This is a genomic window from Streptomyces sp. B21-083 (assembly GCF_036898825.1).
In the GTDB taxonomy this organism is placed as follows: domain Bacteria; phylum Actinomycetota; class Actinomycetes; order Streptomycetales; family Streptomycetaceae; genus Streptomyces.
Map to the genome: position 1 here is coordinate 4,269,399 of NZ_JARUND010000002.1, position 14,299 is coordinate 4,283,697.

12 protein-coding genes and 1 pseudogene are annotated in these 14,299 nt (G+C 69.1%); 7 read left to right on the forward strand and 6 right to left on the reverse strand.

The window, feature by feature from the left end; all coding sequences use genetic code 11:
* Positions 1–24 precede the first annotated feature (24 nt).
* Entirely contained in the window at positions 25–609 is a 585-nt protein-coding gene (locus QA861_RS43175; RefSeq protein ID WP_334595035.1) for a DUF433 domain-containing protein, read from the forward strand.
* Here QA861_RS43175 and QA861_RS43180 read toward each other — a convergent pair.
* Both QA861_RS43180 and QA861_RS43185 read right to left on the reverse strand, forming a co-directional pair.
* Positions 565–1,227, reverse strand: coding sequence for a class I SAM-dependent DNA methyltransferase (locus tag QA861_RS43180; protein WP_334594418.1), 663 nt, complete (start codon positions 1,225–1,227; stop codon positions 565–567). The genes QA861_RS43175 and QA861_RS43180 overlap by 45 nt on opposite strands.
* A 93-nt stretch (positions 1,228–1,320) precedes the next feature.
* Entirely contained in the window at positions 1,321–1,833 is a 513-nt protein-coding gene (locus QA861_RS43185; RefSeq protein WP_334594419.1) for a hypothetical protein, read from the reverse strand.
* Between the two features lie 858 nt (positions 1,834–2,691).
* On the opposite strand from QA861_RS43185, the gene QA861_RS43190 reads away from it, so the two are divergent.
* A complete protein-coding gene (locus QA861_RS43190; protein WP_503461761.1) occupies positions 2,692–4,065 on the forward strand; it encodes an NsdA family TPR-like regulatory protein in 1,374 nt (457 codons plus the stop codon).
* A gap of 518 nt (positions 4,066–4,583) precedes the next feature.
* Positions 4,584–4,988 (forward strand): GNAT family N-acetyltransferase, encoded by a 405-nt coding sequence (locus tag QA861_RS43195; protein WP_334594421.1) that lies wholly within the window; start codon positions 4,584–4,586, stop codon positions 4,986–4,988.
* Positions 4,989–5,141: 153 nt separating this feature from the next.
* On the opposite strand, the gene QA861_RS43200 is transcribed toward QA861_RS43195, so the two are convergent.
* On the reverse strand, positions 5,142–5,972 hold the full coding sequence (locus QA861_RS43200; protein WP_334594422.1) for an SDR family oxidoreductase: 831 nt from the start codon (positions 5,970–5,972) through the stop codon (positions 5,142–5,144).
* A 77-nt stretch (positions 5,973–6,049) separates the two neighbouring features.
* Here QA861_RS43200 and QA861_RS43205 point away from each other — a divergent pair.
* Positions 6,050–6,277 (forward strand): annotated as a pseudogene (locus QA861_RS43205) (GNAT family N-acetyltransferase); the annotation flags it as partial.
* A 37-nt stretch (positions 6,278–6,314) separates the two neighbouring features.
* Here QA861_RS43205 and QA861_RS43210 read toward each other — a convergent pair.
* From QA861_RS43210 to QA861_RS43220, 3 genes are all read right to left on the reverse strand, one after another.
* Positions 6,315–6,578 carry a type II toxin-antitoxin system RelE family toxin gene (locus tag QA861_RS43210; RefSeq protein ID WP_334594423.1) on the reverse strand — a complete coding sequence of 88 codons (264 nt, stop codon included), beginning with the start codon at positions 6,576–6,578 and terminating at the stop codon, positions 6,315–6,317.
* A gap of 7 nt (positions 6,579–6,585) precedes the next feature.
* Positions 6,586–6,852, reverse strand: coding sequence for a type II toxin-antitoxin system Phd/YefM family antitoxin (locus QA861_RS43215; protein ID WP_334594424.1), 267 nt, complete (start codon positions 6,850–6,852; stop codon positions 6,586–6,588).
* Positions 6,853–6,979: 127 nt separating this feature from the next.
* Complete coding sequence (locus QA861_RS43220; RefSeq protein WP_334594426.1) at positions 6,980–7,759, reverse strand: sugar isomerase domain-containing protein; 780 nt, start codon at positions 7,757–7,759, stop codon at positions 6,980–6,982.
* A gap of 270 nt (positions 7,760–8,029) precedes the next feature.
* Between QA861_RS43220 and QA861_RS43225 the strand changes: the two genes are divergently transcribed.
* The 3 genes from QA861_RS43225 to QA861_RS43235 all read left to right on the forward strand — a co-directional run bounded on the left by QA861_RS43225 (position 8,030) and on the right by QA861_RS43235 (position 14,200).
* The gene (locus QA861_RS43225; protein ID WP_319090715.1) at positions 8,030–8,914 is read left to right on the forward strand and encodes a MurR/RpiR family transcriptional regulator; all 885 of its coding nucleotides are present in this window, start codon (positions 8,030–8,032) and stop codon (positions 8,912–8,914) included.
* A gap of 196 nt (positions 8,915–9,110) precedes the next feature.
* Positions 9,111–13,460 carry a glycoside hydrolase family 38 N-terminal domain-containing protein gene (locus QA861_RS43230; protein WP_334594427.1) on the forward strand — a complete coding sequence of 1,450 codons (4,350 nt, stop codon included), beginning with the start codon at positions 9,111–9,113 and terminating at the stop codon, positions 13,458–13,460.
* A complete protein-coding gene (locus tag QA861_RS43235) occupies positions 13,457–14,200 on the forward strand; it encodes a peptidyl-prolyl cis-trans isomerase (RefSeq protein WP_334594428.1) in 744 nt (247 codons plus the stop codon). Before QA861_RS43230 ends, QA861_RS43235 begins: the two co-directional genes overlap by 4 nt.
* Positions 14,201–14,299 lie beyond the last annotated feature (99 nt).

Here is a 14,299-nt window from a genome sequence, read left to right on the forward strand (position 1 = left end):
TCCGATCACAGGCTGGCTCAAGGAATCGGCTGCGGGCGCCCCGCCGTCCATCGCGTCGAACCGGCGCGCAAAGGGCAACCGGCAATCCCCTTCATCGGCTTGGCGGAAGCCCATGTGCTGCGCGCCTTGCGGCTGTTCGGGCTGCGGGCGCGTGAGGTCCGGGACGCGGCAACGGCCGTACGGAACGCGTTCGGCACTCCCTACGGTCTGGTCTCGAAGCGCGTCGCGACGGACAGCGTGGACATCTTCGGCGATCACGGCCATGAGCTGGTGGCCGTGCATCTCCGGTACCTGACCTGGGAAGGCGACGACGACTGTCCGACGAGCCTGCGGCTGAAGCAGTACGGGGAGTTGGCGCCCGTCGTGATCGACCCCCGGTTCGGCCACGGGCTGCCCGTCATCGCCGAGAACCGCGTCCCGGTCGGAGCCGTCATGGGCCTCCGGGCGGCCGGCGAGACCGTCGAGGCCATCGCCTACGAGTACGACATAACGCCTGAGCAGGTGGACTCGCTCTGTCAGGCAGTGGAGCAGTACCCGCCCGCCCGGTCTTCTCAGGCATGCCGTCTACGGGGCCACAGCCCGCACACTCAACGTCCCGATGCAGTCTGACTTCGGTGCGTCGAGAACAACCGCCACCGCTTCCGTGAAGCCCGCCGACACGAGAAGCCTCCGCCAAGAGGCAGGCGTGTAGCTGTACCGGTAGGTGTATCTGGCCGGGCCCGCGAAGCCGCCCTTGTACATGCCCTGCGGCCCGTACGCCCCCGGGATGGCCGGCGGCTGGGCGAACGCGAACACGCCCCCGGGGTTGAGTCGTTGGCGAACCAGGGGGAAGAGTTTCCGGGGGTCGCTGAACCAGGCAGCACCGAAGACCGAGTACACGGCGTCGTAGGTCTCGGTGTCACTCCTCAGGAAGTCGAGCACTTCGGCGCACACGAACTCGACCCCGGAGGGCCCCCAGCGCTGGGTGGTGCGGGCCACCATGACCGGGGACATGTCCACCCCGCGAGCCTGCACCCCCTGCCGCGCGAGGAACGCGAGCGCGCGACCCGTACCGCAGCCGATCTCCAGCACACTCGCGGGCTCACCGAGTACCTCGGGGCCGGGTCCGTGACCCGCGTACTGAGTCCACCGAAACACCGGCTCCCCCTCGAAGACGTCCTTGCGCGTCGACTCGGCGTAGGTGTCCCACACCGCGCGTTCGTCGTCGAAGTTGTGTACGGCGGCCAACGGGGTTCCTTCGGGGTGTAGTTGATCGCACGGACGGATATGGGTGCCCCGCCTCTCTCGGGGTAGCGGAGGCGAGGCACCATATCCGGTCGGTCAGTGGCTGTCGGGCACCTTGTCGTCGCACGGCCCGCAGTCCGACACGTCGACTTCCCACAGCTCGTCGTCGATCTCGAAGCCGTGCTCGCGGATCACGTCGGCCGTACGCATGACGGTCCCGTCACGACGCCGCTCGACCAGCGGGGCGTGATGCTTGTACGCGCCCCCGTTGTACACCTGGCAGAAGGCGAAGTAGACGGGCGTGTCCAGGATGATCTGGTGAATCCCGATGTCGACGGTGTAGCCCGGTCCGATATCGATGCCGGGACTTTCCATCGCCGTGATCAGGTAGGCGACGGCTTGACCGAGGACGCGTTCCGCGAGGCTGCGCACAGCGACCGAGTCGCGCAGCAGCAGCCGTACCTCACGCTCCCACAGGTCGATGCCCTCAGCTCCGGGGGCGTCGAAGATGTTGTACGTCTTGTCAATGACGTACGGGCGTACCGCGTTCAGCAACTCCCGAGGATCGCGGTACATCGTGCCGCTCCAGGCTTCCAGTGCGACGGTCATACTCGTTGTGTCCCTTCCTTGTGGGTGGGGTGGAACCCGCCCCGACAGGCGACCTGTCCAAGGGTTCTCGAACCTGTCGGGGCGGGGGCTCAAAGGTCGCCGGCAGCGGCGAGGCGGAACGTCACCATCGGATCGGCTCCGCGTCTCCCCCCGCACACGAGGGGCAGGGAACCTTGTAGTTGTAGGCGCACTGGGCACAGCCCGCGAATCCGCAGCAGCCCGGACACCAGATCTGGCACCACCCCGCGCACGTCCCGCACAGCCTGCCCAGGGGCAGGGGGATGCCGATAGGAACAACCACGTCTCCCAGCGCCGGAGAGGCCTGCTTCGTCATCTGGACGGTGAGAGCGGTCATCGGGCCGCCATTTTCGTTCTCTTGTGGTGCGGATGGTTCGCAAGCTCGTCATTGCAGTCGTTGACCCTCGCCGCGTTCGAAAGCCTGCGATATCCCTCACGCTGCTCGACCAGGGCCGCGCAGACACCGCAGCCCTCGACCGCGACGGGTTCGAGTTCCGGCAAAGTCGCGGCTGGGGCCGACGACGCAGGCATTTCAGCGCTCATACGCGCAGCAGCCTCTGAAGTCCGTGGTTGACTCTCTGGACGACGGCGTGGTCAGGGGCCGGGAAGTCTCTCGGCCACCAAGCAGGCGCGTGCTCGTCGAAGCCGCGCCACTCGCCGGCTCGCACCGTGACGGTGCAAGGCCCTTCGTAGCCCAGCCTCCGCCCTTCGACCCTCTTTTGCATCGGTACACCTCTCACTGACGTTGTCGCTCTACGCAACCAAGTCGATGCGCACAGCAGTACCGTTGGAACGGCAGCAGAACTTGAACGACTTGAACGTCGGAGTTCGCGGGGAGTGGTGGACGTGCCAAAGGGCCAGCCGAACGACAACCTTGCGCGACTGTTGGACGAAGGCCAATGGATGCATCGGCAGTTCGCTCTGTCCGTCAACCGGGTAGGTGCCGAACGCGGTCTGAAGCTCCGTTACGACGAGTCCTCCGTGGCACATTGGCTGGACGGAGTAGTCCCCCAGAAGACCGCGCGGCCGATCGTGATCGAGGCCTTGTCCCGACGCCTCGGGCGGCCGATCACGTACGAGGAAGCGGGACTTGACGCTCCTCCGAGCCTGTCCGGAATGGAGGTTGCGCCCACGCACGCCATGAACACCATTGAGGGTCTGGTCGACACCGGAAGGGCAGACATGGACCCCTCGCGCCGTACGGTCCTCACGACCGCGCTCTACTCCGCAACGCTCGCCGTGCCGAACTTCACCGAAGCCGACGAGACCCTGGACCGGCTTGAACACCAGGCCGCGGGCCGCACAGTCAGGATCGGCCCCGGGGACGTGGCCGTGGTCCGCAGCATGACGGACAAGATCGCCGACATCCTCGACGAACTCGGGGGCGCTCACGCGCGGCCGATGGCCGCCGCCTTCATCGTGAATTCGGTCGCCTCCTACCTCCGAGCAGACGGAACCGAAGCCGTCAAGAACGACATGCGCGCCGCCGCATCCGATCTCGTGTACCTCACGGGATGGATGGCCATGTACGAGAAGGCTCACGGACTCGGCCAGCGGTACTACCGACAGGCCCTCGGGCTGGCCAAAGCCGGCGGTGACGAGGTGACCTACTGCCGCACACTACGCGGAATGGCCCTTCAGGCCGCCAACCTCAAGCACGCGAACAAGTCCCTCGAACTCGCCGACTCAGCGGCAGAGGCCGCACCGAAGGCCGGACCGCGACTGCAAGCCTTCCTTCGGGGACAGCAGGCGCACGGGGCTGCGCTGGTCGGCGACCGAGGGCTCGCCTTCACCCGACTGACCGAGACAGAAACAGCTCTGTCGAAGGCGGACAACAGGCGCGACGCAGTGGGGGGCTACGATCAGGCGGCCTACCAGTTCCACGTGTCGAGCGTGCTGTACGCCCTCGGGGACGTCCCCGGCTCGGTCGAGGCGATGAAGGCATCGAACCGCGCACGGCCTTCGGTGGAGAAGCAGGGCAACGCTCACGCGAATGGCCTGCTCGCGCAGAGGCAGCTCGAAGTCGGGCACCTCGAAGTCGCGTGCTCGACCTGGCACGAGTTCCTCGACGACTACGCCTCACTGTCGTCCGCCCGCGCGGACGAGCACTTCGGCATCATGCGTCGACGCATTCGCCCACACCTCGGCAATCCGAGGGCGCGAGAGCTGAACGAGCGAGCGCGGGAGCTTGCTCGGCAGAAGGCCGCGGCATAGACCGCTGAGCAATAGTCAATTCTTGTGGATCGCCGGGTCAAGGCAACGGGTTGTCGCCTTGGACGACCTGCCATCCGGAAGCCAGGCTGCCCGACATGAGGTGCTGGACGCCTTCTCCTCGGAGCGTCACGAAGGCGGTGAGGCCCGGTGTCCAGCTGTGCCACTCGATGCCCGTAGACAACGGCCTGTGTCAGTGTCAGGTCGAGTGCTTGTGCTGAATCACTGAGGCGGCCGAAGCGGGCACCGCGGCGGGCCGGCCCCCGCAGGCAGCGCACACTGACAGTGGCCTGTTCGAGGGACGCGACAATGACCCGATCAATCTGCAGTTCCACGCTGCTACGACAGCTACCGGGGCTGAGGATCTCGTTCACGCGACTACCTCCTCTCACTCGACCAGGATGCCATTCTCGAACCGGGCACCCACACGCACCATGAGACGTCGTCCGACGGCGTCTTTGAACAGCTCTGCTGCTCCACAACCGATCACCCTTGGTTCGCCACAGCCCTACGATCAGGTCGTGACGACGACGTACGAATGGCGCGCCGACTTCGACAACGCCTCCCTCAACGCCCTGCACGCCGAGGGTTTCGGCGGCCGGCCGGCGACCATCGACTGGCGCACACGGCTGCGACGTCACAGCCTCGGCTGGGTCTGCGCCTGGGACGGCGGCTCCCTCGTCGGGTTCGTCAACGTCGCCTGGGACGGCGGAGTTCACGCCTTCGTCCTGGACACGGTCGTGGCTCAGCGCTGTCGGTCCCAGGGAATCGGCGCCACCCTCATCGCCACCGCCGCGCAGCACGCCCGTGCCGCCGGCTGCGAGTGGCTGCACGTGGACTTCGAAGAGCACCTGCGGCCCTTCTACTTCGAGGCCTGCGGTTTCCGACCGACGGACGCAGGACTGATCTCCCTGCGCTCCCTGTAGCGGCGGCTCAGGTCTGCGCGATGTCGCCGTCCGACCCCGCGTCACCCCACCCGACCCTCCGCCGCTCCATCTCCTGCGATTTCCGGGATCTCCACCAGGGTCACGCCACGCCGCGCCAGTAGACGCTGCAGCTTTTCGAACCGGGCAAACCCCCTACGCCGAGCCCCCGTTGCTCTTCAGCAGCTGCCCGTTGATCCACTGCCCCTCCCCCGAGCACAGGAAGTCCACGAGGTGGGCCGTGTCCTGGGGAGTGCCCAGGCGGCCCAGGGGTGTGTGGCGAACGGTGTTCTGCCTGGCCTCCTCGGTCATCCAACCGGTGTCCACCGGGCCCGGGTTGATGACGTTCGCCGTCACCCCGAGGTGGGAGAGTTCGTGGGCCGCCGCCAACGTGATGCGATCCAGGGCTCCCTTGCTCGCCCCGTACGGCAGGTTGCCCACCGTGTGGTCGCTGGTGAGGCTGATGATCCGGCCGGTTCCCTGGGCTGCCGTGAAGCGGAGTCCGAACTCCCGGATCAGCAGCCAGGTCGCGCGTGCGTTGACGGCGAAGTGGCGGTCGAAGCTCTCCAGGGTCGTGTCCAGCAGGCCCGAGTCGACCGACTCGCAGTGGCACATCACCAGCGCCGTAACACCGGTACCGGTACCGGTAGCGGCCCCGTCGCCCATGCGGCGCCCGACCTCGTCGAAGACGTGTGCCGGAGTGGCCGGGTCGGCGAGGTCGGCCTCGATCGCCGTGCTCGTGGCGCCCCGCTCGGTCAGGGACCGGGTGATCGCCTCGGTCGCACCGGACTCGACGCCCCAGGACATGCGGGTGTCGTACGGGGTCCAGTACGTGAAGGCGATGTCCCAGCCCGACGCCGCCAGTTGACGAGCGATCCCGGCACCGATCCCGACAGTGCGCCCGACTCCGGTGACCAGGGCGAGCGGGCGGGCGGTGAGGGGAGCATGGGGGTGGTCGCGCTGAGGTTGATCCGCGTTTGTCGTCACGGGGCGCGATCGTCCATGAGCCGCGCCTGCTCAGCAACAGCTTTTCTGGGAACCATGGTTGAGCCTGCTCAGCAACGCACAGCCTCGGCTGGGTCTCCGCCTGGGACGGCGGCTCCCTCGCCGGATTAGTCAACGCCGCCTGGGACGGCGGAGTTCACGCCTTCGTCCTCGACCCGGTCGTGGCTCAGCGCTGCCGGTCGCAGGGGATCGGCGCCACCCTCATCGCCACCGCCGCGCAGCATGCCCGTACCGCCGACTGCGAGTGGCTGCACGTGGACTTCGAGGAGCGCCTTCGACCCTTCTAGCCGTCCACCATGACCACTCCGAAGACTCGCCCGGACCTCACGTCTCGTAAACCGTGGAGCGATGTCCGACATGGACGACCCACACGACCAGTTCACCGTTGTCGAGGGTGTAGATCACGCGGTAGTCGCCGACCCGGAGGCGACGGCGATCGGGCTGGGACACAAGCGCCGTGGTGCTGAATCCGAGCGGATCGCTCTCCAACTCCGTCAGCTTGGCCAGGATGCGCAGCGCCATGTCGCGGGGGACTTTCCGAAGCTCGGCCTGCGCCTCGGGCCGGAAGACCGTCCAGTACTCACTCACGCCGTGCTCATTCACCGCGCGCCAGGGTCTCCCTCATGATGTCCTCGATGGGGACGCCGGCAGAACGGTCGGCCATCCGCTCGTCGATGATCCGGTTGATCTCGCGCTCTTCCCACTGCTGGTACTTGCGCAGGACATCGATCGAGACGACGGCCGCGACTTCTTTTCCTCGTCGCGTGATCACGGTGGGCTGGTCATCGCGCTCGGCCCGCTCGACGACCTCGGCAAGGTGTGCGCGGACGTCACGGATGGACTCTATGGGCAGCTGCGTCATGCGTCCAAAGGTACCGGATGCACCATGTGTACACAACGTATCCAGGAGCAGACTCGGTCACGCCGACCGGAAGGCGGATTCCGGCGGACAGTCGCTACTCACCGCCCTCCGCCTCCCGTACGTCCACTCAGCTCGCCGGCCGCCGAAGCCGCCCCTCGTAGTGCCGCTCCAGCCCCAGGTTCCCCTCGAAGCCCCCCGGCACGTTCGCCGACACGTACACCGGCGGACGCTCCCCCGCCTCGATCAGTACCGCCGCCGTCTCCGCGACCGCCATCTGCACCAGCATCACGCCGGTCAGTGTGGACAGGGCGCACACCGCGCCGCCGCCCGGCAGTTCCAGCAGCGCGTCGCCCGTGGGGGCCTCGTTGTCCAGCACCACGTCCGCGATGTCGGCCAGCTTCTTGCCGCTGGTGTGGGCCGCCGGAACCGTGCGGGTGTGGGTGAGGGAGGTGATCGCGAGGATCTTGTGGCCGCGTTCCTTCGCGTGGAGGGCCATCTCGACGATGACGTTGTTGACGCCCGAGTTGGAGATGATCACGAACAGGTCGGCGGGGTGCGGCTCGGCGAGTTCGTACAGCCGCTCGGCGATGCCCGGCTTGCGTTCCAGCAGCGGGTCGTCGAGGGCGCTGGGGGCGTCGCCACCGTAGAGGACGAGGTCGGCCATGCTCAGGCGGTTGGTCGGGACGAGGCCGCCGGCGCGGCCGGCCAGTTCCAGGACGAGGGCCTGGGAGTGCCCCGTACCGAAGGCCTGGATCACGCCGTCCGCGCGGACGCAGTCCGCGATCAGCCCGGCGGCGCGGGTCACCGACTCCTGGACCGCCTCCGACCCCGTGATGCGGTCGAGAACGGCCCGGCTCTCGCGCGCGAAGCCCTGGGCACTGACCGCACTGACCGACTCGACGGACACTCGAAACTCCCCACCGGTGGATTGAACCACCCGCTCTACCTTTACCGGTGAATCAATAAATCACAGTCTGCAGGCTGCGAGCAACGGGGCACGAGCAACGCCCACGGGGGTGTCCGTTCCCCGGACGGGCCTGCTGGCCGGTCCTGGGATTCAAACTGACCCAGACACGGTGGCTGATACATTCGCCCCTACCATCAAGTACAGCCGCACAGCAGTACAGCGCCGAGAAGATCGGGTTACCCCATGGAACGGACCGGCTCCGGCAACGGGATGCCCCCGACCGACGTCACCACCCTCATCCGTACGGAGCTGCCGCGCCTCGCCGGTTCCCTGCGGAAGGTGGGTGAGCTGATCCTTGAGGATCCCGCCGCCGTCACCCACTGCTCGGCCGCCGAACTGGGCCGCCGTACCGGCACCTCGCAGGCCACGGTCACCCGGTTCTGCCGTGCCATCGGCCTCGACTCCTACCAGCATCTGCTCATCGAGCTGGCCCAGGAACGCGGTCGCGGCGAGGTCTCCGACTGGGGTACCGCCGAGATCGGGCCCGACATCTCCCCCGACGACAGCCTGGAACGGGTCGTACAGGTCGTCGGCAGCGCCGATCTGCGGGCCATCCAGCAGACCATCGACCGTATCGACCTCGACTCCATCGAGCGCGCCGGACAGGCCGCCGCCCGCGCCCGCCGTATCGACGTGTACGGCGTCGGCGGCAGTGGCGCGGTCGCCCAGGAGACCGAGACGCGGCTCTTCCGTATCGGCTGCGCGGTGCGCGGCTGGACCGAGGTGCACGCCGCCCTCACCTCCGCCGCCCTCCTCACCCCCGCCGACGTCGCCATCGGCATCTCGCACTCCGGCTCCACCCGCGAGACCATCGAGCCCTTCGAGTTGGCCAAGCAGCGCGGCGCCACCACCGTGGCCATCACCGCCGATCCCAAGTCCCCGCTGGCCCGCGCGGCCGACGTACGGCTCATCTCCTCCTCCTCGGAGACCAGTTTCCGCACCGAGAGCATCGGCGCCCGCCACTCCGTGCTCGTCCTCATCGACTGCCTGTACGTCCGGGTCGCCCAGCTCTCCTACCAGCGTGCCAGCGCCTCCCTCGCCCTCACCGACCACATCGCCAGGGAGCACGCGGTGAGGTCCCGCCGCACGCGCTGAGCCGTCGCGAACTCGGCATGGAAGCCGCCTCGGGGTCACTGACCCCGAGGCGGCTTTTGCATGGATGAACCACCAAGGAAACTTGAAGATGGTTGTTTGAACCATCAGAACGGTGCACGATGGGCCCCCTCCGCTCCGCCTGTTCAGCCTGTTCCGCCTGTTCCATCCGTTTCCCCGTAGGCCTCGTAGGAGACCCATGCGCGTCACCTCAGTCGAGTCGACCGAGCTGTTCGTCGGCAGCGCCGAGCACCCGCGTCAGGTGGTGATCGCCGAAATCGGCCAGGCCACCGCCGGCCGTACGGTCCGGCTGACCGCCGACGGCCCCGGCGTCCGCGCCGAGGGGGAGACGCTCGCGACCGTCGGCGACGACGGCACCCTCCGCGCCGAGATACCCGTGGTCTGCGACCTGCCCCCCGGCGAGCGCACCCACGTCACCGTCACCGTCGAAGACGCAGAGGGCACCGAGGACACCGAGGACACCGAGGACACGGAAGGTTCCGACCGGCGGGCCTCGCTCACCGGGAGCCTGCTCGTCGCCGAGCCCGGCTGGACCATGTTCATGGTCAGCCACTTCCACTACGACCCGGTCTGGTGGAACACCCAGGCCGCCTACACCGAGACCTGGGACGTCGTCGACGATCCGGCGACCTCCGGATTCCCCGCGCGCCCCTACGACTGGCGCGGCCAGTCCGGGTTGAGCCTCGTGCGGGCGCACATCGATCTCGCGCGGCGCGACCCCGCGTACACCTTCGTGCTCGCCGAGGTCGACTACCTGAAGCCCTACTGGGACGCCTTTCCCGAAGAGCGCGCCTTTCTACGGCAGTTGCTGCGCACCGGGCGCGTCGAGATCATGGGCGGGACGTACAACGAGCCCAACACCAACCTCACCGGCGCCGAGGCGACCGTACGCAACGCCCTGTACGGCGACGGTTTCCAGCGCGGGATCCTGGGCGCCGACCCGCACACCGCCTGGCAGCTCGACGCCTTCGGGCACGACCCTCAGTTCCCGGGGCTGATGGCCGACGCGGGGCTCTCCTCCAGTTCCTGGGCCCGTGGACCCTTCCACCAGTGGGGGCCCACCATGTCCGTCTTCGGGGACGAACCCCGAGACCCCCAACGGATGCAGTTCCAGGTCGAGTTCGACTGGATCGCTCCCTCCGGACGCGGGCTGCTGACCGCGTACATGGTCAACCACTACGCCGCCGGCTGGGCCATCGACAACGCGCCCACGCTCCCGGAGGCGGAAGCCGCCGCCCTCAAGCTCTTCACCGGGCTGAAGGAGGTCGCGCTCACCCGCAACATCCTCCTCCCGGTCGGTGGCGACTATGCGCCGCCCTGCCGCTGGGTCATGGCCATCCACCGCGACTGGAACGAGCGGTACGTCTGGCCGCGCTTCGTCTCCGCGATCCCCCGCGACTTCTTCGCCGCCGTACGCGCCGAACTCGGCGCCGAAGGGCGCAGGGCCTCGCCGCAGACACGGGACATGAACCCGATCTACACCGGCAAGGACGTCTCGTACATCGACACCAAACAGGCCCAGCGGTACGGCGAGACAGTCCTCGCCGACGCCGAGGCCTGGGCGACGCTCGCCTCCCTCGTCACCGGGCGCGCCTATCCCGACGCCGCGCTCGACAAGGCCTGGCGGCAGCTGATCTACGGCGCCCACCACGACGCGGTCACCGGCTCCGAGTCCGACCAGGTGTACATCGACCTGATGACCGGCTGGCGCGAGCTGTACGACCTCGCCGAGTCCGTGCACGCCGACGCCACCCAGTCCCTCGCCGACCGTGTGACCCCGCTGCGCGGCGGCGGCCCCGACCTCGTCGTCCTCAACTCCGCGACCTGGCAACGCCGGGACACCCTCACCACCGATCTCCCCGAGGGTCTCGTCCCCCTCGACGAGACGACCGGGCTGCCACTGCCCGCCGTACGGGAGGGGGACGGCGAGCTGCGGGTCGTGGTCCCCGATGTACCGGGGTTGGGGCTGAAGGCCCTGCCGCTCGGGGACGGGTCCGTCCCTGGCTGGACCCCCGGCGACGGACTGACCATCCGCAACGAGTTCTACGAGGTGACGGTCGACCCCGCGCGCGGCGGCGGCGTCAGCAGCCTGCGCCAACTGACTGACGGTGGCCGGGAGTTGCTGCGCGCCGGTGACATCGGCAACGAGCTGGTCGTGCAGGAGGAGTATCCGCAGCACCCGCGTTTCAGCGAGGGGCCCTGGCATCTCACCCCGACCGGGACGACGGCCGCCCGAAGCCGTGACATCGCCGTCGCCGACACGGACGTACGGGTCGAGCACTCGGCCGCCGGATCGCGTATCATCGTCACCGCCGCCCTCGGTCAACTCTTCACCTACACCCAGCAGTTGACTCTCTGGGAGGGCATAGACCGGCTGGACGTGTCGACCGTCATCGACGGATACGACGGCAGCGACCGGCTCATCCGGGTCCGCTGGCCCTCCAACGTCCAGGGCGGGCTGCCCGTGCACGAGGTGGCCGACGCGGTCATCGGGCGCGGGTTCGGGTTCGTGGAGGTGGACAGCGAGCGGTTCCCGTGGACCCTCGACAACCCGGCCAACGACTGGTTCGCGCTGGGGGCGACGGCCCGGGTGGCCGTGCACGACGAATCCGGCGCCCTCCTCGGTCAACGGGCTATCGGTGTCGCCGAGTTGGTCTATCCGTCCTGGGACGAGGCCGGCGAGCTCGGTGCCGAACTCGCCGCCGCTCTCGTCCGGGTGGGGGTGACAGCCACCTCGACGATCGCGGGCGGGCAGCGCTACGGCGACCTCGAGATCGACTCCAACCTCCCCGACATCCGGATCGCCGTCGGCGCCCCCGAGCGCAACTCCGTCGTCGCCGAGGCCCTCGGCATGGATCCCGCCGCCGGTCGTGAACTCCGGCGCCAGCTCGCCGAGTCGGGCGTGGCAACCGTATGGGTCGCGCCACGTGCCGGGCTGCGCGAGGAGTGGGTGCCAGGGGCCGACCTGCGCGATCTGGAGCGGCTGCCGCTGCTCGTGGTCGCGGGCAGCGGCCCGCAGGACGACGCCAAGGCGGTGGACGCGCTCATCGCCGACCTGGCCGACGCGGTCATCCACGCCACCGCCGCCGGTGGCGGCGAGGCGCTGCCGCCGGGCGACACCTGGGACGGCACCGGGTTCGCCGTCCTCAACCGGGGCACACCCGGCTGCGTGGTCACACCCTCCGGCGACCTCTACATGTCCCTGATGCGCTCCTGCACCGGCTGGCCGTCCGGCATCTGGGTCGACCCCCCGCGCCGCACGGCCCCCGACGGTTCGGCGTTCCAGCTGCAACGCTGGTCCCACACCTTCGAGTACGCCGTCCTCGGCGGCACGGGCGACTGGCGCGAGCTACGGCTGCCGCAGGCGGGGCACGCGTACAACCATCCGTTGCGGGCGCGCCTGCGGGAGCGGGAGCAGTCCCCGGCCCCCGTGCCACAGGGCGGTGAACTTCCGCGCACCACCACCCTGTTGAGCATCGAACCCGCCGGTGAGGTGCTCCTCGACGCCCTCAAGCCCGCCGGTTCACCGCTCGCCCGGGGGAGCGTGGCGCCCGCCGATCCCGGGCGCGGTGTCGTCGTACGGATGCACGAGGTCAACGGCCGGTCGACGCCGGTACGGGTGCGCGGGCCGGTGGCCTGGACGGACGGCGTCCGTACCGACGTCCTGGAGAGGCCCGGGGAGCCACTGCCCCCGGACGCGGACGGCACCCTCTCGGCCCACCTGACCGGCTTCGAGGTCGCCACCGTCCGGGCAACTCCCGCTGCCGCGCCGACTGTTGAGGGCGTGGGGGTCGACGCGTACGAGCCCGCCCAACCCGTCGCCACCCGGTACTGGCTGCACAACTCCGGCCCGGCCCCGCGCGGCAACCTGCCCGTCGCCGTCTATCTCTCCCCCACCGCTCTCACCGCCTCCGGGCCGGTCACGGTGACGGTCCGTATCAGCTCCGAGCTGACGGACTCCCCCGTCTCCGGCACGCTGGCCCTCGGCGTCCCGCCGGGCTGGGCCGCCGAACCGCCCGAGCTGCCGTACGCCCTCGGCCCCGCCGGTTTCACCCTCACCGAGGTCACGGTGACCCCACCGAAGGACGCGCCCCCGGGCCGCCACTGGCTCACCGCCCGTCTGCCGTACGGCGGCCAGGTGTACGAGGATGCCGTGGCCCTGGATGTTCCGGGCGCCGTGTCGGAGGGCGCCCCGGACGGCCGTACCGGCCCAACCCTGGTGACACGGCTGGGGGTTGACCGGGCCGTCGTGCGTCGCGGAGAGCGCGTACGGGTTCCGGTGAGCCTGCGCAACACCACCCTCGGGGAGATCAACGGCACCTTGTGGGCCGTGTCCTCGTGGGGGACCTGGGCGGGGGTGGGACCCGGGGTGCGGGGGTTCGCCGTACCGGCCGGGGAGTCGGTGGAGTGCGGAATCGAGGTGGACGGCGGGTCGCTGCCACCGGGGTCGTACTGGCTCATGGTGAAGGTCGGCTGGCACGGGTGCGTGGCGTACACGGAGGCCGTGCTGCTGGAGGTGACCCCATGAACGAACACGAACACGACCACATGCATCCGCACACCCGCCTTCCCGAGGGCGCCTGTGCACTCGTACAGGGCGAATACGTGCCACGGGAACAAGTGGAGGCGGTCCTGACAGCAGTACCGGCGCGTGGGGCGCCGCCGAAGGGGCGCGGGGAACTGCGCGACCAGCCCCCACCGACCGGCAGCCAACACACAACCCTTCCCGCCGAGCGCGCTGCGGAGCGCCAGCGACGGCGCTGGGCCACGCAGGTGGTCGTGGCGGACGTACTGGCACGGCGAGCGTGCGCGGAGCGGGGGCTCAGGCCTCCCGAAGCCGCGCCACAGGGCCTGCGTGCCGTGCCGGAGGCAGACGTCGCCGGCCTCGGCAGCATCGTCGCGGTCGTGCTGGCCTACTCGGCCGCCGCGCGAGTGCTGCTGGGTCACCTGGAGGCACACCAGGCGATCCCCGAGGAAGCCCTCTGGGAGTACTACGTACACAACCGGGACCGGTTCCTCACCCAGGACGCGATGCGGCGCGGAGTGGACCCCTACGGACCCTCCGGCGGACCTCTCAGCGAGCCGGCGGAGCCCGATTTCCTGCCGTACGAGCAGGTGAAGGCGGGAATCGAGGGCGAGTTGAGGCAGGCGGCGGGCCGGCGGGCCTTTTTCTCGTGGCTCGACCTGGCGCGGGCGGACGTCGTGTACGCGCCCGGGCACGAGCACCCCGGGGACCCGTCCCACCCGGACCACGAACACCGCCACTGAGGCGGTCCGCCTCGGTTCCGGAACCGAAAAGCAACACGGCACCCCATTGACCTCCGATGAATTCTGGTCCACATTTTCATCACTCGGAGTCAAAGTTGG